This window comes from Lapidilactobacillus mulanensis (assembly GCF_003946215.1).
Lineage (GTDB): Bacteria > Bacillota > Bacilli > Lactobacillales > Lactobacillaceae > Lapidilactobacillus > Lapidilactobacillus mulanensis.
Genome location: NZ_RHOW01000010.1, coordinates 1 through 18365, shown reverse-complemented (window position 1 = coordinate 18365; position 18365 = coordinate 1). Strand labels below are relative to the sequence as shown.

The following is an 18365-nucleotide window of genomic DNA, read 5'->3' as shown; positions in this document are numbered from 1 at the left end:
AAGTGAAAAATCAATGAAAATAAATCTAGATATAAACCGAAGTGAACCGGTTCTAGAAACAATTAATTTGCGTCAAGGTGATGGCGGACTCCGAATGGTCGACATTCAGATCACAGAGAATAATCAACCAATTGTTGTCACAGGTTACACGTTACAATTTGAGGCAAATCTACCGTCAGGCTCAATGGTACAGCACGCTGGCGCAATCAAGGACGCAACTGCCGGACTATTCAGCTACACGTTCACGAGTTCAGACACGTCGGAAGCGGGGCAACTACCTGTTGCTTATTTCAGATTGTATGACAGTGCTAAGAATTCGGTGGCCACTCGCAATATCAGGATTGTGGTCGATCGAGCGGCGGACATCACGCAATCGCAAGCCAACGATTATCTTGCCAAAGTGAATCAGTTAATCACAGATAGCGAGGCTAAGCTGGCTGCAAATAATCAACAGATCGCGGCTCAACAGACACAACTAACTGCTTTGCAAGCTGGTATGACGGTTGGAACTCGAAACCTAATCAGGAATGGTGTCAATCCCAAGACAGTTGCCAATTGGAGTTACGGAAACCATAATGGCAAGCTATTTACAGATAGGCACTTGTATCATAAGGGGCGTAACGAGAACTTATTTAAACTTACTAATGATGGAACTGCCGATGAAACTTCAGCGAGCTCTATGCCTTTTTCCGTTAAAAGGACAGCACAATATATCTTTCAAATGGTAGCATTTGGAGATGCTAGTGTTACTGGACTGAGTATATTTTTTGTAACAAAGTCCAAATCAGATAGTGCATACACAAGCACTCAACTACTTTTGGAAAACAAGAAGTTATCTACAGCTAAAGAGGAAACTATTACCATTGCGTTCACCACAGGAGCCAATGTAGATACCGGTTATATCCGAATCGACAATAATGGATCAAGCTCGGGTACTTCTGGCGCGCTTTATTTTGGAGATGTGATTGTTGCAGAAGGATCGATTGTGGGCAGTGCAGTACCAGCATTAGAAGACCAGAATGCAATCGATGATGCCCAGGACGCCCGTATAGCAGCGTTAGAAGCTCAAATCCGCCTGGGGGGGGGTAGAAACCTCCTAATTGGCACATCTTCAATGATTACCATTAACAAGAGCTGGTTTAATATTTCTTATATAGGTAGCTTAGCCAGCAAGAAGCTTACAATCGGAGACACAATTATTTATTCAGTGTGGCTTGATAACACAAACTCATCTATAACCCGTGGTAATTCGTATGCACAGATATATTTCTACGACATCAATGACCAATTGTTGACCACTAATTCGGGTAATCAAGTTTACCATGGTGAAAGTAAATTATCTGTAGTCATGGCACAGGTTCCAGCTGGAACAGTCTCGTTTAGGCTAGCTGAGAATACAAATAACATGGAATTAAATACGTCTGCCGGTATGCGAAAACTGGAAAAGGGCACCATATTGACTCCGTGGTCGCTAGCTCCCGAAGACGATCCAACCAGCATAGAATCAAGATTAGCAGCACTAGAAAATGCAGTGAAAGGAAGTTAATTAAATGAAAACAATATGGAGTTTAGACCCGAAATCCTTAGGTCAAACCAAGCAAGTCGATGAGTCATATCAGGTCAATCCACTATTCGAGACCGAAGTCGCACTACCAACCGGATTGCTTATCCCAGCATGGGATAGCAAAGCCCAAGGCTGGTATGACGCCGGCGGTGGAGTTGGCGAAAAATACGATCCCGTTTCGAAAATGGTCGCACAATTATTACTCAAAAACGCGTCATTAGAAGCACGAGTCGCAACATTGGAAGGGGTGTCCGCTGATGTTTCCAAGTAAAACAGATATCCAATTTTTATTTGACCAGGGCTTTTACACTATTGACGATCTCGGACTATATCAAACACTTGGTTACTTGACTGCCGATGAGGTCACCGAAATTCAGGGTGCACCTGAAACCACAGAGGAAGTGATCTAGTGCATTTATTTTTAGGATTCACGATTGCCGAATGGGGTGGTATTATTGCCATTATTGCTGCAATCTATGGCGTGGCAGTCCGCCCAATCAATGAGCATCTGTCACGCTTGTCAGACTCAATCGACCAGCTGAATCAGAGCTCTCGACTGGAGCATAAGGAGTTCGATCGACGATTGGATATTCATGATCAACGATTGGTCAAGCATGGTGCTGAGCTTGATTTTTTGTACGAGCTGAATCACCTCAAACGAAAGAGAGACGATGAATATGAAGATTAATTGGAAAGTACGTGTCAAATCACCAAAGTTTTGGCTGGCCATTGTGCCGGCTTTTTTGTTACTGGCGCAAGTCGTGGCGGTTCCGTTCGGTTATGATTTCGAAATTGAGCCACTCAATTCACAACTAATCGCAATCGTTAACGCAGCGTTTGCGCTATTGTCTATTCTGGGCGTGGTAACTGACCCAACAACGCCTGGAGCATCAGACAGCGAGCGAGTATTGACTAAAAAGGAGGAAAAATAATGGCATTAAAATTTATTGATATTTTTTCGGGATCTGGAACAGAAATCGCAGGTCGTTCAGATGTTGACGGCGTGATCATTAAGGCGACTCAAGGCACGACCTATGTTAATCCGCTTTGCAACGCACAATATGCACTAGCAAAACAGAAGGGAAGATTATTAGGGCTCTATCATTACGCGGCGGGTGGTGATCCAGTTGCAGAAGCCAATTACTTCATTGCTAACATCAAAAATTATGTTGGTGAGACAGTCCTAGTTTTAGATTGGGAGTCGTATCAAAACTCAGCGTGGGGAACAATTGGTTGGGGTGAAAAGTTTGTCAATCGCATTCATGAATTAACTGGTGTCTGGCCACTATTGTACACAGGCCTTGATGGGATTCGACAGAACAAATCTTTGGCCACGAAGTGTGGTTTATGGTTTGCAGGTTATCCAGATAATCGAGACAGTTGGACAGTGCCAACATTTTCGTACAATATTAGTCCTTGGTCGACATATACACTCTGGCAGTTTAGTTCTTCAAACGGGAAATTAGATCGGAATGTGGCCGCAGTCGATGCGAATGGCTGGCGAAAGATTGCTAATCCTAGTGGCACAACAAAACCAGTTACACCATCGAAACCAGTGGTCAAACCTACCCCCGCAGTGCCTGCATACAGCACGGCGGGCAAGACACTTGAAGCCATGGCTAACGACGTGATGGCGGGTAAGGTTGGCTCAGGTGCCACTCGAGCTAAGCTGTTGGGCAGGTATGCAACTTCGGTTCAAGTTCTTGTCAACTACAAGATGAAAACAGTCAGTGCCACAAGCTTAAATAGTACGTTGGCATCGGAAGTCAAAAAGGGTGTGTTCGGTGCTGGGGCTACTCGGCAGAAGTTACTTGGCAGCTACTACAACGGAGTTCAAGCAGTGATCAACAAATCAGTGGTTGTCCACACTTACTACACCGTCAAATCTGGTGACTCGTTCTGGTCGATTGCACAGAAATATGGCGTCGACATGAACAAGTTAGCTTCGCAGAATAAGCTGACGATCAAGTCAGTGATCCACCCTGGCCAGAAATTATTGATCAAATAAGTTTAAGCCTACCTCGGCTAAGAGGTAGGCTTATTTTTTATGTTTAATTTAGTGTCAATACGATTTTAAGTTCAATCACAAAAAAGCGTTGTAAAGTTATAATTAATAAGCTATATTGGATTAAGTAACATCTACAAACATAACGGGGTAATAACAAATGACGTTCTTTCTTCCAGCGTTTAGCAATTTGCATGAATTGTTAGAAACTTTATCATACATTGCAACCATCATTGGAATAGTAGCGATTTATTTGACCGTCAAAGGATTAAAAAGAGATCAAGAAAAAGAACTGAATGCCAACAAGCAAACATTAGTAAATAATTCAGTTAAAATATTGAAGGCTTTTTCTGAAAAAATTATTCCGGAAATGAGCGATTTCGTCAATAAATACCCAGTTGAGGTTGAAATCTCCAAAAGAAAAGCCTTAGAAGAAGTCAACCATTACATTACCGACGATTTATCGAAAATCGATAAACTGCCAAAAGATGAAAAGCTAGACTGGGCAATTGAGATGCAAGCAAAGACTGCCGCTGCCGCTGGTCAAATTTTTAATGAGTTGGAACAGATAAGTGTCTACATGAACTATGATTTAGTTGAGCCAAATCTAGTTTTCGGACCAATCCATAAAGTGTTTTTGAACTTTGTTTCCACCAACAGTGATTATCTAGAATTTATTAGTAGCGAAGACGCTCCGTACGAAAATGTCCACAAGCTTTACGAAAATTGGACTAAAGTCGAACGAATGCGGATTTTGGATAAAAAACAGTCTGCACTGAACGATGAGAAACGTAAACTGACTAATAATGAGTGAAATTAGTGTATCATGGTGTTATAATTAGTTTGTCAAGTAATTGATGGAGGTATTGATCATGATTGATAAAGCGTTGAAGGAGTTTCTCATACAATTAGAAAAGAGAAATGAGCAGGACAAAGAAGAGATTAATAAGAAACTATTTTCAGGTAAAGTAATCAATTAATTACAAAGAATTAAATTAAACAGTTAAACTTGTGCTGATAAGCTTCTATCCTTTATGGATAGGGGCTTATTTTTTTGTGATTAAATACCTAGATCATGCTATAATTAACTTGTTGGAGTTTTTATAGTAATCCACTATGATGAAGCAAGCTAGTCTGCAAACTAACTTGCTTATTTTTTTGCAATTATTTTAAAATAAATTTGTCTATAGTGTAGACAAAAAGTGTCTATGGTGTTATACTGTGTATATAGTCAAGAGGAACAAAAAAGCCCAGAATTAACTGGGCTGGTCGCTAAACCTCTTCGATTATAACATAAAAAATCGGAGGTATTACAGATATGAAAATTTTACAACAAGCAAAAAATGGTGTTATGGTCAGTGGATTGAAGAGTTACGAAGAATTAGATGAAGCCGAATTATCTGTATTAAGATTTCAAAGTGGCACAAGTAAAGATGATTACACAGATTACCAAGTCCGTTACAACAAAAAAGGCGAATTGTTGGGCGTATCAGCCAACGAATTCACCGAAGATAAGAAAGTAAAAGTTGACGAGGGCGGCAAGGAAGCACAAGCATACTTTGACGGCTTCAACATCTTATATGGCAGTGGTAAAGAACGTGCAGACGCTGTTAAGCGCCATGAACAAAACACCGGTCGTAAGATGGACGCAAAAAAAGCTGGAATCGCAAGAGCATTAAAGAACCAACCAATTGATCGTGAAGAAAACAATCAAGATTCAGAAGTTAAAAGTGAAATTACATCAGATAAAATTACATCAGATAAGGAAATAAAAAATGGCGGAATTTAAATACAGTTGGCGAGATGAATACGGTTCGGACATGGATAAGGCCAAGGCTTTATTGTCTGATGACTCAATTTCAGGCACATATATCAGCAATGTGGCAGACATCAGCCGCCAAGGCGTGTCTAACTATCGGACAGGAAAGACAGATATTGAGAGCGCAAACTGGAGTGTTGTCACTAAGCTTTCCCGAGCTTACGAAGCCGACTGGATACAGAAGCAGATCGGCGATAACCAGACTGATTTTGTGTTGTTTATTCAAAAAATCAGCAGTGAACTTAACACTGTTGCCAACAATTACGAAACAAAAGGCAACGAAGAAATGACCAATGTTTTTGATCGCTTAAACGAGATGACCGGGAGCGATATTATTCAGCTGATCGATCTATACAAAGCATATAAGGACGACGAAGGATAATATGAAGAAAAGAAAATTTAATATTACTGTCGGGACTTCGGTTGGAAAAATCACAGTTTTAGAAATAATTGGTAATCGTATCACTGATCAAAAATATCGGTGTCATTGTGATGATTGTGGACGAGATGACTTCGTCGTTTCTCGTGCCACGCTAAGATGGCGAATCAAGTATAATAGCAAGGCTGGTTGTGGTTGTATTCCAACTCGACCGAGACGCGAAGAAATGCCACCTCCCAGAGATTTAACCAATAAAAAATTCGGTGAACTTACGGTTAAAAAGCTACTTAAAAAGGACGGGTATCGTTCGATTTATCTTTGCGAGTGCTCATGTACAAAAACGAAGAACGTTAGTTATCAGCTACTAGTTAACGGGAAGACTAGGTCATGTGGACACCTAGCAAAACAATCGAATAGCAAGTATGGGAAGCTGGCTGGTGATCTGTTGTCCAGCAAAGTTGATGGAGTGTCAGTTAGACAAATTGCTCAAATGTATTCAGTTCAGCAAAAAAATAATACGTCTGGCGCTAAAGGCGTTGCTGTGTACAAACGTAAGGACGGTACAGTTCGCTGTTATCGCGCGTATATAAAAGTTAATGGCAAGCAGATTTCGCATTCAGGTTTTGCGACAGTTGAGGAAGCAAGCCTTGAGCGGAAACGCCTAGAAGAAGAATATTTCGAACCCACTTTAGAAAAAGTGAAAGATAGAAAAATTACGAAAAATATCGATCGACGAGTTAACGAATATCTTGGTCGATAACTGGACGGCGAAGTTTCCTGAAAGCAATCAATGTTGGTTGCTTTTTTCATACCAGCGTGTGTGATCACATCAATATGGAGAGTATAAAAATGAATGAATACGAGAAAGAATTAGTGGAGGAATATCAGGCACATTTCAATAAGTTATATAATAGTAGATACTGGTTAGTCGTGGTCAATAATCATTTCGACGACATATATTCATTTTTCATTTATTCGGAGAAAGTCCGTGGAAAGATTCAGCGCAGTTATGAGTTAGTCCATTTCCCGCGTGATCCAGAATTATACGATAAGATGATTGCAAAATTGAAGTCGATCAGCAAACTATCAATCGAGTACCGCGATACCAGACACCTGATCCACCCAGGAGAAGACATCACGCACGACACGATCCATGGGCACGGCAGGTCTACAAAATATGATCCAAAAAAATAGCCTTCAATTGATCAATTGTTTTGATACTATATTATATGTTTTTTCTGCGGTATAATAATCCTTGAATATAGTTGCAGTAATCTTTTCACCTTGATACATGATCAGAAATTTATCATCAAGGATCAACGTGGTTGTATCTGTTGACATAGCTTTTTCCATAAAAATCACCTCAAAAATATCAAGATACGGTACCGATACGGTACAAGGGCTTATAAACTCTGGAACAACAGCACTGGTAACTATCGAATGGGAATAGGGTTTAATAACGAAACCAGGTTAAAAAATGTTTTAGCATGCAGCAAAATATATATTAGCGAACTGAACCGTCATAATTGTTTTTTAAATTATGACGGTTCAGTTCTTTTCTTTATCTAAAATCATGATTTTAGCATCAGGCAATCTAGTCCGCCTGTTTCTCTGCTAAGTAATGATCTTTTTCCAGCTGCCATTTATGCGTATCCTCTGCAGTGATTGCGCGCAATATCTGCGCTGGATTTCCGGCTACAATCACGTCATCGGGGACATCTTTTGTGACGATTGATCCCGCGCCAATCACGACGTTGCTGCCAATCGTCACGCCTGGCAGAATCACGGCATTACCACCGATCCAAACGTCACTGCCAATTGTGATTGGGCGGCCATATTCTAAATCTTCGTTTCTAATAGCCGCATCGATAGGATGACCGGCGGTGTATAACGAAACGCGAGGGCCGAGCATGACGTTATCGCCAATGCGAATCAGTCCGTCGTCGAGGAAAAAACAATCGTAATTCGCATAGAAATGTTTACCCACATGGATATGCGAGCCAATGTCCATCCGCGTAGGCAATTCAATATAGGCGTCTTTCGTCGGACAATCAATTAATTGATTGAGAATTTCGTTGCGTTGGGCTTGTTGAGATGGCGCAGTGATGTTGTATTGATAACACAGCTCTTTGGCGCGATTTCGTAATTTAACCAGCGTTGGTTCTGGCGAATAATAAAGTTTCCCGGCGAGTAAAACGTCCTCTTCTGATCTCATAATTTCCTCCTGAAGGTTGTATGTATTTGACTGCTTTCACTGTAGCAAATATTTGCAAAATTGTGAACACGTTCAAAAAATAGTTTTCTTAAAACTTTTTTATTCGCTGTTGACACGATGATCGTGGCTGGATCTAATCGCTTTTTGAAGGCCATTGTGAAGATCAGCATAGAATTCAGCCTAGTTTTGAAAACGTTTTAGTAGCTATTTAAGCAGAATAGTCCATACTGTGGATGAAAATAGTTGCCGTAATCGAAGGTGTCATAGGAGTAGAGGAGGAACTTGAAATGTTTGATTGGGAAACAAAAGAACGTGCAGAATATAGTCGCAGTAGTCAGGTGAGCTTTGTGAAATTGACGAAGCGAAGTTACCTCACAGCAAGTGGTATCGCTCCCAAACATACCAATGAGTCATCCTTTCTGGAAAAGGCGGATGTCGTTGTGAATTTGGCAAAGTTGATTAGCGAGGGTCCTGTTGCTGGCATTGACATTCCCGGATTTAAAAATTATCGACCCTATCCTGTGCAAGCCGTTTGGCAGGGGGATGCTTTTAAAATTTGGCTCAAACAACCGCTGTTTATCAATGAAACTATTTATAATCAAGCGATGAACCAGGCGAGTTTATCACAGTCGGTTGACTTTGAACAATTAGCAGAAGGCACCGAAATACAAACGATTGTCAATGGTGCCGTCACTCCAGCGCTAGTTAGTGCGTTGCAACAGGAAGTCACAGAAGTTGGCTATCAATTGATTGAGCCAGACAGCCATCGCGAATTATATTTAGATGGCTTGCCTCTAACGAATGAGAAACAAGTATTGTTGAGATTAGCGCTTGATATTAACGTGAAACAACCTTCATTGGCTGTTTATAATTAACAAATTGAAGAGAAAAGCGAGATGACAAAGATGAAAATGTCAGTCGTGGTACCAACTTATAATCTCGATTCATACGTGAGCGTCCTCTTAAAAAATCTAACCAACCAAACTGTGAATTTCGAATTATGGCTGGTTGATGATGGCTCAACTGATCAAACAGCTTCGCAACTCGGTGAATTTGTGAAGGGTAAGCCTGATTTTCATGCGATTCAATTAAAACACGGTGGGGTTTCTGTGGCACGAAATTATGGCTTGCGTCATGCAACTGGAGATGGCATTATTTTCGTCGACGGTGATGATATGATCGCGCCCAATTTTGTTGAAACGTTGAGTCAGGGATTGGCTGAGGATGCGGTAATGGCTGCCGTCGGTTACGAGTGGTATCGACGTCCAGCAACAAGAGCCGCCGGTTTTATGGCGTTAGATCAAAAATCGGTCTTTGATCAAGTTTCACATCATGGAACCGAAATCGGTGGCTATGTTTGGAATAAAGCTTTTCGAATTTCGGCGATCAAGGCTGCCAATTTAACTTTTGATGAATCCCTAAATTTAGCGGAGGATTATCTTTTCACAGCGACCTTCGTTGCCAGATCACCAGGCAAATATGTTTATTCGCCACACGTTTTGTACACGAAGCGAAATCGGCGAGACAGCACGATTCACAATGCGAGCCGCGCAGACAGACAAGAAGAGGATCGGATATTTGAGCAAATTTACGCTTTACGAAAATGGATCAAATAATCAATTAACCAGCGATATTGTGGCGGATTCTCGTTAAAAAGACAGCTAAATAATTAAAAAATTTCTAGGCAACGTTCAAGATGGCATGACTTCGATATTCTTTCGGGTCATGTCATTTATTGTTAATTGACTTAACGATAATAAATATCTAAACTTAGAGGAGCCATTATTCTATTATCAGTCCAGAATTGGGTCGGGCGTTTTAAAAAACGGGGGGAATTCTCTAAAATGAATCATCAAAAATTAGCCACACTGACGATTACAATCATGGCCGCATTAACTTTGTCGGCGTGTACGAGCCACACCAAGGGCAACACTTCTTCAAAGTCAGCGATTGTTTCAAGCAAGTCTGTGAAAAGCAAGAGTCAGAAGGCGACCGCCAAAACCGCAACTAGCACAAAAAAGGCGGGCATCATGAACCTTGCCCAAATTCAGAAGGGTGATTACAGTAGCCTTGCCGGAACTTGGACTGAAGTTCGGACGGGCGCCAATCGGCATGATGCCACTGGGATTGATTATACAGACGGCGGGACCGACCCAATTACGATGACTAAAAATAAAATTGTCAATGGTCAAATGAGTATCCAAGGGCAAACTTTGACCGATGCTGATGGCCGGAAAAATTTAATTTTTCAAACGAAAGATCATGTTTTGACCGCCTCATTGGCCGATCCGTCCGTTGCCATCAACTGGTCCGTTAGCTTTTATCCGAAAGGCACGACCGATGCTAACAAAGAAGAAATCGGTGCGGTCGGCAATGATCGAAATCTAATTGTGATCTGGACGAGCAATAATTCCTATACGCAGGTCTTTGCGCAAGGCCCCGCTAAAGCAGTAGCTACGACGACTCAGACGAGTTTAAACATCAGCCAAATCGCCCAGAATAATTTTGCCAGTCTGGTCGGAACTTGGAAAAACGAGACCGATGGCAAAACAATCGTCGTGACCAACCAAACGATGAATAAGCCTGCTGGAAGTCACGTGGCTGCGTCTATAGGCGCGGTTGTGAGTGGGGCGGATAATAATGGTTATCCAGAAGTTATCACGTCTGGCGCGATTACAGTCGGTTATATTCAAGGCGGCATCGGCACGTTTGACCCCAGCATCATGGGTTCGGCTTTCGAGCCATTTCTGATTGTTCCCAAGAATGTTAAGCTGCCAGCTGCTCAAGGGCTGTATGACACCGACGATTCGGATACGACGCGCGATCAACTCGTTCGTGGCATTCAATCGGGTAATGGTGTGCAACCACATACGTATTACAGACAATAAAAAAATAAAGAGCCACTTTCTCAAATAGAGAAAGTGGCTCTTGTTATCTGTGCACATCAGTTTCATAAAAGTTCATCATGTGAGCCTGTTTCCAGTAAATATAAAATTAATTTTTCACCGTCAATTTGGTAGAGCAAGAGCCAATCGCCGGAAATGTGCAACTCTCTGATGCCCGCGCGATCGACGAGCTGATGATCCTTAAATTTTGTGTTTAATTTAGCCGTTTCTTGAAAAACAAGAGCGTGCAAGGCATCTTCGAATAGTGTCTGATCGTAATGTTTTTTCATGAGTTTCTTGTATTGACGTTTAAATTTTGACGATCGAACAATTTCTTTAATCATTTTCATCGTCGCTGTTCAAATCGGCCATTAAACTTTCGATGCTAGTAAACGACTTGCTCTGACCATCTTTGATTTCTTGGATGGCGGCATCTAACGGAGAACCGATCGGCGTGAATGGCAGGGCATTTTTGCGAACCATTTGTGTGAGGAACATTGTGATGGCTGTTGACATGTCCATACCCATACTATTTGCGACACGCGCGGCACTCTCCTTCAATTCGACTGAAACACGCGCACTCACGGTACTTTTCTTTTCTTTAATATCCATGGATGAACACCTACCTTATCACTTTAATTATACGTTCTGTATTGCAATTGTGCAACTTCGTGATACAAAAAGTTTGGTAGAAATATTTTGTGGACTTGGTTCGCAGAATTTGTATGCCTTTAAAATCATTTGAAAATAAAAGCATACGATATGATCTACTAATCAAACAAATAAATAGACTGTTATTAAAAACGGTGTATACTAAAGATATACGAAAGGGGCGAACTTTGATGAAAGTGAAAGTCAGAACAGTTGGCAATTCAACGACTCTAACGATTCCCAAAGAATTTAAGGTTGAAAAGGGAACCGAATTTGAAGCAGAGCAACATAGTGATGGTTCAATTGTTTTCAAACCAAAACATCGTAATCCGTTTGAGGGGGACTGGTTTAACCAGAATCTTAAACAAGTTGATATCATGACTGAGGCGGAGGATCTTGACAGTGAGTGGCGTTAAAAGTTACATTCCGGGTAAGGGTGATTTAGTGCTGATAAACTTTGATCCTAGCACAGGCCACGAGATCAGGAAATACCGACCAGCTTTGGTCGTTAGCAATCAAAAATATGCAGAATTAACTGGGCTGGCGTTAGTTTGTCCAATAACACACGCAGAAAATAATCATTTAACTGATTCTGGATTGATGATTGAAATACAATCACAAAAAGTCAGCGGATTTGTGAACCCTTTGCAATTTCATACCTTCGATTTCAAAAGACGCGACATGCGATTCATTGAAAAGGTGCCGAGAAAGGTTTTGGCACAAGCTGTCCAAACCATTAATGATATTGTTAATGCCGGAGAATAGCGTTTATCTAAAGAAAGTTAAGTCAGTTTAAACGCGATCAATTTTTAAATTGGTCGCGTTTTTTTAAATATAAATTATATTTATGTGCGCCGAATGTCTAATTCGCCATTCAGAAGTCAAAATAAGATATAATTCAATCAAAGATGACAGCGCGACAAGTTTATCAAGGAGGTTGCAGCCAAATGGATGATACGATGATTCAACTTGCGCAACAGGAGGAAGATTTGGTCCTCACAGATGCGCAGATCGACTGGCTTTTAGCACACGTGGGTGATCTCGATGGAAAGATTCGCGACCAAACGGTTTATTCGTTATTTGGACGCGGGTTCTTCGAGGGCGCTGCTTCTATCGAGCAACAAAAAAGAATTATCGCGGTGACGACGCAGGAAAATAATTTGTTCAAAGATATCGAGCAGCCACAAAATGATCGTGTTTTTCTACGTAGTTTCACGGCGTTGTTGGCGGCATTATTCCTAGAAAAAGAAACGACGTCAAAAATAATGACGCCTGAGCAACTTGATTATTGGTTTACTGCGGCCAACAAATATTTGCGCACAGAACAGGATTGGCGGGGCTACGTACCAGAAAACGGTTGGGCACATGCGATTGCGCACGGCAGTGATTTGTTAGCGACCGTTGTGGCGCATCCCGATTATGCAGAAGTTGACGCGGCCTTGCAAACTGTCCGCAGTGTTTTCGCGCGGATGCAGTCGCCGTTTTTGGATGACGAAGAAGAGCGGCTCGCTAATATTCTAGTCAGCATGTTCAACGCCGAGAAATGTTCATTGCCGCAACTCGCCGACTTTTTGAACAATCTGAATACGATCTTGTGGACCGGATATGACGATGACGATTTGGCGACTTATTATCGCATCAGCGCCTTCGAAAAGTTCGTGCGCACGATCTACTTCAGATTGCCAGCTGCGGCAGAAATCACCCGACCGATCATCGATGACTATTTTCACAAAATGGGTTATGACAACTGAACCTGAAATTTATGTTTAAACGGCAAAGAAGCGGGAGACCGCTTCTTTTGTAGCTTGTGGATTACTTGGCGCGTTGTTGAAATAAACGGTTCATTCGTTTTGTGGCATTAGTTCTGCACGCGAACAGATGCCTATTTTCGGTCGTCCGATTTTGCGCAATTTAAATATTATTTGTCTAGCCACCTCGCTGATCTGGGTGGCTTTTTTGGTCATAAGCAGTGGCCATTTTATTTCCTAAAGTTAAAATTAATTTGACAAATATTGGCTCGTGCGCGATACTTTTAAAAGTTAACACCATATACTATTCATCGTGTTAATTAAATCATTGGGGAAAAGGTGGCGCTATATTTATGAGTACAGTGAAAAAGCATTCGAAGATTTTATTATTACTTAGCTTGATCGTTATTATTCCTTTGCTATTGTTATATATCGCAATGAAATTCGTCTCTTATGAACAGGAAGTCAGTACCAGCCAGATCAATGTAGCGGTGGTCAACAACGATCAGCCCGCGAAGTTTCAAGGCAAGACGGTAGATTTAGGCGGTGGCGTTCAGAAGAAGTTGGCGCAGAATCATCAAGTGACGTGGCGTTTCGTTTCGGCGAAGGCTGCCAATGCGGGTCTTAAAGATGGCACGTATCTGATGAAGGTCACGTTGCCGCAGGATTTTTCCAAAAATGCGACGACTGCGCTGAATACGAAGCCGAAAACAAGTCAAATCGACGTGGCCATGTCAGATCACAACAACTTTGCCTCGCACATGATCACCGAACAAGTCGCCGAACAATTGCGCGCGCAAGTGATCACCAATGTGCAAACGGCTTATAACGAAAATGTTTTTTCCGCGATGAAAGAATTAGGCAATGGTGTCAGCCAAGCTTATGCTGGTACGCAGCAGTTAAAAACGGGGACTGAGCAATTGAGTTCGGGCAGTCATCAACTAACGAATGGCTTGGCAGAATTACTCAGCAAGACCCAACCACTTGCCTCAGGCGTTAAGCAATTGGCGACGGGGAGCACGGCTTTAAATACCGGTGTGAAATCTTATACGGCTGGTGTGAGTCAGGTCAACAACGGAATCGGCACGTTAAAATCGGCGACGGGTCCGTTGGCGTCTGGTGTGGCACAGTTAGATGCTGGTGGGACACAATTAAACAGTGGGATCCAAGCATACACGGCTGGTACCAGTCAGCTGAATAGTGGCTTGGCAACACTGGCCAGTAATAACGCGGCTTTGAATGGGGGCACGCAACAAATTAATGACGCCATCAATCAATTAACGACTGGTAGTCAGCAATTGCATGCAGGATTAAGTGATGCTGCTAATAACATTGATAATCAGTTGGCATCTGGTCAACCACAGATTGATGAGTTAACGAGTGGTTTAAATGCGCTTAATCAAGGTGTCATTGATTTGAATTATAGTGTCAATGGTGAAGGCAGCCAGCAGCTTACAAACGATCTAACGACGGTTGGTGGCGCATTAACGAGCATGCAAACTTCGTTGATCAGCGTTTCAGGAAACATGAACGCGTTGAAAACAGATTTGACTGCTGCAGGAGCGGGCTTCACCGCGGCAGGGGACGCGGCGACACAGGTCTCAGAAATTCTAGCCGATCCCAAAATTTCTAAGGCAATTTTCTCGGCGGATCCAAGTGCTGCGATCAAATTAGCCACCTTAAAGGGCGCGTTGACTAAAGGCATGAACGATGGTAAAACCGCCTTAACAAATGCCGGCGCGGATGCAACCAATGTCGGTGTCGATCTCACCAATACCGGAACAGCTTTGGCACAAACGAAAGCACCTATGGAAGATGTGCAAAAACAATTAGAGACGTTACAAGCCGCTGTCGCAAAATTGGCGGATGGCACGCCAACCGTTACAGCCGGTGCTAAAAAAGCAATTGCCACATTACAGGCTGGACTCACCGAAGTCAGCGTTGGTCTCAAGCAACAGGGTCAGACGACGACTACCATGGGGGCAATTCAAGCCAGTGGTGCGATTCGTAATGGCTTGGTTCAAGTGAGCGCAGGCCTCAACGGTAGCAGTGGATTGATTACCGGTTTGAAAACTTATACAGCTGGTGTCCAACAGGCTGCTAATGGTGGTCAAACATTGGTTGCCAATAACAGCCAACTGAATTCTGGTTCTGCAGCTTTAGCGACAGGTTTGCGCCAACTCAATGGGCAAGTGCCGACGCTGACTGCTGGTGTTAATGAGTTAGCGAGTGGTAGTAATCAGTTGGTTGCCAATAATGATCAGCTGACAGATGGCTCAACGCAATTGGCAACAGGATTAGGCCAGCTTGATGCGCAGGTGCCCACTTTGATCGACGGCGTCACGCAATTGAACGATGGTGCCAGTGAATTGGATACTGGATTGACGCTTGAAGATGACGGCATGGGTACATTGAACGATAAGTTAGCCGATGGCAGTCAACAAGTGAGCAACTTGAATTTCACCTCGGCCAATGTGGATCAGTTTGTCACACCAGTCGTTAATAAAACGCAGGTCGATAATTTATCCAAGCCATTATTATCGGTGCTCGCACCCTTAGTCATTTTCATGGTCTTATTCATCGGCGCGGTGTTGATCGAACTCGGATTCAATCGTTACAGCCGCCGTTTCCACGCACAACCAAGATTACAAAAAATGCTCCTACTGACATTAGCGGTGATTTTACAAGCAGTTGGCATCGTTGTGGTGACAACGTGGATGGGAATTGCAGTCGCGCATCCAATTAGCCTGTTGCTGTTGTTGATTTTAGGCGGCGCCGTCTTCACCTTGATTGTCTTCAACTTTGATCGGTGGTGGGGAACATTGGGTGTCTTGGCAACCATCGCAATTTTATTCGTGCAACTGATCGTGTCTGGTGGGTTATTGCCGAACGCAATGTTATCCACAGTCTATCAAATTACCGGGAAGTTTTTACCCGGAACTTATTTACTCAATGGTCTCAATTATGTCTTAAACGGCTTGGCGACGAGTCCATTGATCAGCACTTTCATTCTGTTTGTTTTCTTGGCGATCTTTAGCTTACCATTTGTCCTAAAGCGTCATTTAAGCGCGCTAAATCAAGAATAATATGGTACGCTCAATATAGACGAATAAGAAAGTGAGTAATTCATGATGAGTGAACCACATGATGCTTTGTTAGAAGATTATATTGATGTGTACATGTCGGGTTTCAAATATATTAGTGATTTAGTTTCGGAGCCGACAAAAAAATTTAATTTATCATTTGAGCAATTCCTGATCATGCGCGATATTGCCGACGGTCAGCAAGTGGCAATGTCAGATGTTGCCCTGAAACGTGGCGTGACTAAAGCAGCTATTTCCCGGCAGATACGCGTGATGTTGGAGCATGACTACATTGCACAAGAACGGGATGCCGTTGATCGACGCCGACAATATTTGCGGTTGACGACAAAAGGCCAAGAAGTCACGCAAGCTATCGAGCAGGCGATCCGCGAGCGCTTCGATTATTGGATTGATTTGTTCGGCAAAGATGACGCGCAAGAGCTCTTGCGTCTAATGCGCCGAGTTAGCACGGAAATTCTGGGCAAAGACAAGGATTGAATGTGACTTGCCACTAAAAAAGCAGCCTCATCATCAACTTTTAAAAGTGATGGCGAGGCTGCTTTTGCGTTTGAAATCTAAATTTATTTATTTTTGGCGAGTGCTTCTTTCAGCGCCATTGTGAGGGTTGCGGAAAAATTAATGCCGCGTTCTTCTGCCTGTGTATTTCCGTTCATATTTCTTCAAATATTTCCGAAATAATGGCATAATAAACATGGATATCGTAATTTTTTTTAAGCGACATTGTTTAAATAAATAAGATAGGATTACTCGAAATGGATCTGAAAAATAAAGATATGAAGTACGCGAAGTTAGGTCAAACTGATCTCGAGGTTTCGAAAATCTGTATTGGCGCGATGAGTTTCGGCGAACCGGGAACGATGCATGATTGGTCGCTTGATTATGAGAACAGTGAAAAAATCGTTCGCCACGCATTAGGCTTGGGAATTAATTTTTTCGACACGGCTAATGTTTATTCGAAGGGGACTAGCGAAGAATATTTAGGTCGAGCGTTAAAAGTAAACCAGGTTGCGCGCGATCAAGTTGTGCTGGCTTCAAAAGTTTATTTCAATCCAGGACGCCTTTCTCGAGTTGCAATTATGCGCGAAATTGATGGCACCTTGAAACGATTAGGGACCGATTATTTAGATCTCTACATCATTCATCGCTTCGATTATGACACACCGATCGAAGAAACGATGGAGGCCCTCAACGATTTAGTCAAAGCCGGCAAGGTGCGCGCAATCGGTGCGTCAGCAATGTATGGTTATCAATTTTATAATATGCAGCAAGTCGCTAAGGATCATGGTTGGGCGCAATTCCAGACGATGGAAAATCATTATAATCTGTTGTACCGTGAGGATGAGCGGGAATTGATTCCGATCTGCAAGCAGATGAACGTTTCACTGATGCCATACAGTCCGCTGGCAGCCGGTCATTTAAGCCATCGCGAATGGCAAGTCAACACGCTGCGGAGTCAAACCGATCGAGTGGCGATGGGCAAATATGATCGCGCCGAAACCGAAGATAAACGCATCGTGATCCGCGTGGACGAAATTGCCCAGAAGCATCACGTTTCCATGTCGCAGATCGCCTTGGCGTGGCAATGGGCAAAGGGTGTCACAGCGCCGATCGTTGGTTCCACGAAGGCCAAGCATTTGGATGATGCGGTTGCGGCGTTGGCGGTTCAGTTGACCGACGAAGATATTAATTACTTGGAAGAATTGTACATGCCTCACGAGATCGTTGGGGCAGTCGATCAGAATCCCGCAGAGGGCACAGTGCTGATCGACGAGAAAAAATAACTCGGCCATAGCCTTTTCGCTATTAAGCCGAATATTGTTTTTCAACGAGTTTGATCAAATAAAGCAACTTGAAAAAATATAGTTAAGTCACACTTCGGTAATTGGAGAAATCCGATTTTGAGGTGGTGCTTAACTATTTTTTTATTTTCCCGAATTGTCAAATCAAGTGCAACACTACTGATCTATTCTTATAAATTGGTATAGTTAGTCGTCT

24 protein-coding genes are annotated in these 18365 nt (G+C 42.5%); 20 read left to right on the top strand and 4 right to left on the bottom strand.

Annotated features, from left to right (window positions below):
* Positions 1-13 precede the first annotated feature (13 nt).
* From EKM67_RS03835 to EKM67_RS03785, 11 genes are all read left to right on the top strand, one after another.
* Positions 14-1546: a BppU family phage baseplate upper protein gene (locus tag EKM67_RS03835; protein WP_125577445.1), complete on the top strand. Its 1533-nt coding sequence runs from the start codon at positions 14-16 to the stop codon at positions 1544-1546.
* Positions 1547-1550: 4 nt separating this feature from the next.
* Positions 1551-1835 (top strand): coiled-coil domain-containing protein, encoded by a 285-nt coding sequence (locus EKM67_RS03830; RefSeq protein WP_125577443.1) that lies wholly within the window; start codon positions 1551-1553, stop codon positions 1833-1835.
* Positions 1822-1974, top strand: coding sequence for an XkdX family protein (locus EKM67_RS03825; RefSeq protein WP_125577441.1), 153 nt, complete (start codon positions 1822-1824; stop codon positions 1972-1974). Before EKM67_RS03830 ends, EKM67_RS03825 begins: the two co-directional genes overlap by 14 nt.
* Positions 1974-2252, top strand: coding sequence for a hypothetical protein (locus tag EKM67_RS03820; RefSeq protein WP_125577439.1), 279 nt, complete (start codon positions 1974-1976; stop codon positions 2250-2252). Before EKM67_RS03825 ends, EKM67_RS03820 begins: the two co-directional genes overlap by 1 nt.
* Entirely contained in the window at positions 2242-2496 is a 255-nt protein-coding gene (locus tag EKM67_RS03815) for a phage holin (protein ID WP_379895132.1), read from the top strand. The genes EKM67_RS03820 and EKM67_RS03815 overlap by 11 nt, the downstream gene beginning before the upstream one ends.
* On the top strand, positions 2496-3572 hold the full coding sequence (locus EKM67_RS03810; protein ID WP_125577435.1) for a GH25 family lysozyme: 1077 nt from the start codon (positions 2496-2498) through the stop codon (positions 3570-3572). The genes EKM67_RS03815 and EKM67_RS03810 overlap by 1 nt, the downstream gene beginning before the upstream one ends.
* A 157-nt stretch (positions 3573-3729) precedes the next feature.
* A complete protein-coding gene (locus EKM67_RS03805; protein WP_125577433.1) occupies positions 3730-4383 on the top strand; it encodes a hypothetical protein in 654 nt (217 codons plus the stop codon).
* A 504-nt stretch (positions 4384-4887) separates the two neighbouring features.
* Complete coding sequence (locus EKM67_RS03800; protein WP_125577431.1) at positions 4888-5358, top strand: hypothetical protein; 471 nt, start codon at positions 4888-4890, stop codon at positions 5356-5358.
* Entirely contained in the window at positions 5345-5770 is a 426-nt protein-coding gene (locus tag EKM67_RS03795) for a hypothetical protein (protein WP_125577429.1), read from the top strand. The genes EKM67_RS03800 and EKM67_RS03795 overlap by 14 nt, the downstream gene beginning before the upstream one ends.
* A gap of 1 nt (position 5771) precedes the next feature.
* The gene (locus EKM67_RS03790; RefSeq protein WP_125577427.1) at positions 5772-6527 is read left to right on the top strand and encodes a hypothetical protein; all 756 of its coding nucleotides are present in this window, start codon (positions 5772-5774) and stop codon (positions 6525-6527) included.
* Positions 6528-6616: 89 nt separating this feature from the next.
* Positions 6617-6961, top strand: a complete 345-nt coding sequence (locus EKM67_RS03785; protein ID WP_125577425.1) for a hypothetical protein — start codon at positions 6617-6619, stop codon at positions 6959-6961.
* 3 nt (positions 6962-6964) lie between these two features.
* On the opposite strand, the gene EKM67_RS10750 is transcribed toward EKM67_RS03785, so the two are convergent.
* On the bottom strand, positions 6965-7108 hold the full coding sequence (locus EKM67_RS10750) for a hypothetical protein (protein WP_164506551.1): 144 nt from the start codon (positions 7106-7108) through the stop codon (positions 6965-6967).
* 253 nt (positions 7109-7361) lie between these two features.
* Positions 7362-7982, bottom strand: a complete 621-nt coding sequence (locus EKM67_RS03780) for a sugar O-acetyltransferase (RefSeq protein WP_125577423.1) — start codon at positions 7980-7982, stop codon at positions 7362-7364.
* 287 nt (positions 7983-8269) lie between these two features.
* Here EKM67_RS03780 and EKM67_RS03775 point away from each other — a divergent pair, with 287 nt between their 5' ends.
* From EKM67_RS03775 to EKM67_RS03765, 3 genes are all read left to right on the top strand, one after another.
* Complete coding sequence (locus tag EKM67_RS03775; protein ID WP_125577421.1) at positions 8270-8857, top strand: hypothetical protein; 588 nt, start codon at positions 8270-8272, stop codon at positions 8855-8857.
* Between the two features lie 21 nt (positions 8858-8878).
* Positions 8879-9598 carry a glycosyltransferase family 2 protein gene (locus EKM67_RS03770; protein WP_125577419.1) on the top strand — a complete coding sequence of 240 codons (720 nt, stop codon included), beginning with the start codon at positions 8879-8881 and terminating at the stop codon, positions 9596-9598.
* A 228-nt stretch (positions 9599-9826) separates the two neighbouring features.
* Positions 9827-10870 (top strand): DUF6287 domain-containing protein, encoded by a 1044-nt coding sequence (locus tag EKM67_RS03765; RefSeq protein WP_125577417.1) that lies wholly within the window; start codon positions 9827-9829, stop codon positions 10868-10870.
* Between the two features lie 62 nt (positions 10871-10932).
* Here EKM67_RS03765 and EKM67_RS03760 read toward each other — a convergent pair whose 3' ends face one another.
* Both EKM67_RS03760 and EKM67_RS03755 read right to left on the bottom strand, forming a co-directional pair.
* A complete protein-coding gene (locus tag EKM67_RS03760; RefSeq protein WP_125577415.1) occupies positions 10933-11211 on the bottom strand; it encodes a type II toxin-antitoxin system RelE/ParE family toxin in 279 nt (92 codons plus the stop codon).
* The gene (locus tag EKM67_RS03755; RefSeq protein ID WP_125577413.1) at positions 11204-11479 is read right to left on the bottom strand and encodes a type II toxin-antitoxin system RelB/DinJ family antitoxin; all 276 of its coding nucleotides are present in this window, start codon (positions 11477-11479) and stop codon (positions 11204-11206) included. Before EKM67_RS03755 ends, EKM67_RS03760 begins: the two co-directional genes overlap by 8 nt.
* A gap of 230 nt (positions 11480-11709) precedes the next feature.
* Here EKM67_RS03755 and mazE point away from each other — a divergent pair, with 230 nt between their 5' ends.
* From mazE to EKM67_RS03725, 6 genes are all read left to right on the top strand, one after another.
* Positions 11710-11934, top strand: a complete 225-nt coding sequence (mazE, locus tag EKM67_RS03750; RefSeq protein WP_191986405.1) for a type II toxin-antitoxin system PemI/MazE family antitoxin — start codon at positions 11710-11712, stop codon at positions 11932-11934.
* Entirely contained in the window at positions 11921-12283 is a 363-nt protein-coding gene (locus tag EKM67_RS03745) for a type II toxin-antitoxin system PemK/MazF family toxin (protein WP_125577411.1), read from the top strand. The genes mazE and EKM67_RS03745 overlap by 14 nt, the downstream gene beginning before the upstream one ends.
* 182 nt (positions 12284-12465) lie before the next feature.
* Positions 12466-13269 carry a DUF2785 domain-containing protein gene (locus tag EKM67_RS03740; protein WP_164506550.1) on the top strand — a complete coding sequence of 268 codons (804 nt, stop codon included), beginning with the start codon at positions 12466-12468 and terminating at the stop codon, positions 13267-13269.
* Positions 13270-13619: 350 nt separating this feature from the next.
* A complete protein-coding gene (locus EKM67_RS03735; RefSeq protein WP_125577407.1) occupies positions 13620-16352 on the top strand; it encodes a YhgE/Pip domain-containing protein in 2733 nt (910 codons plus the stop codon).
* Positions 16353-16394: 42 nt separating this feature from the next.
* Positions 16395-16847, top strand: coding sequence for a MarR family winged helix-turn-helix transcriptional regulator (locus EKM67_RS03730; protein ID WP_225417304.1), 453 nt, complete (start codon positions 16395-16397; stop codon positions 16845-16847).
* A gap of 296 nt (positions 16848-17143) precedes the next feature.
* Positions 17144-18151 carry an aldo/keto reductase gene (locus tag EKM67_RS03725; protein WP_125577533.1) on the top strand — a complete coding sequence of 336 codons (1008 nt, stop codon included), beginning with the start codon at positions 17144-17146 and terminating at the stop codon, positions 18149-18151.
* Positions 18152-18365 lie beyond the last annotated feature (214 nt).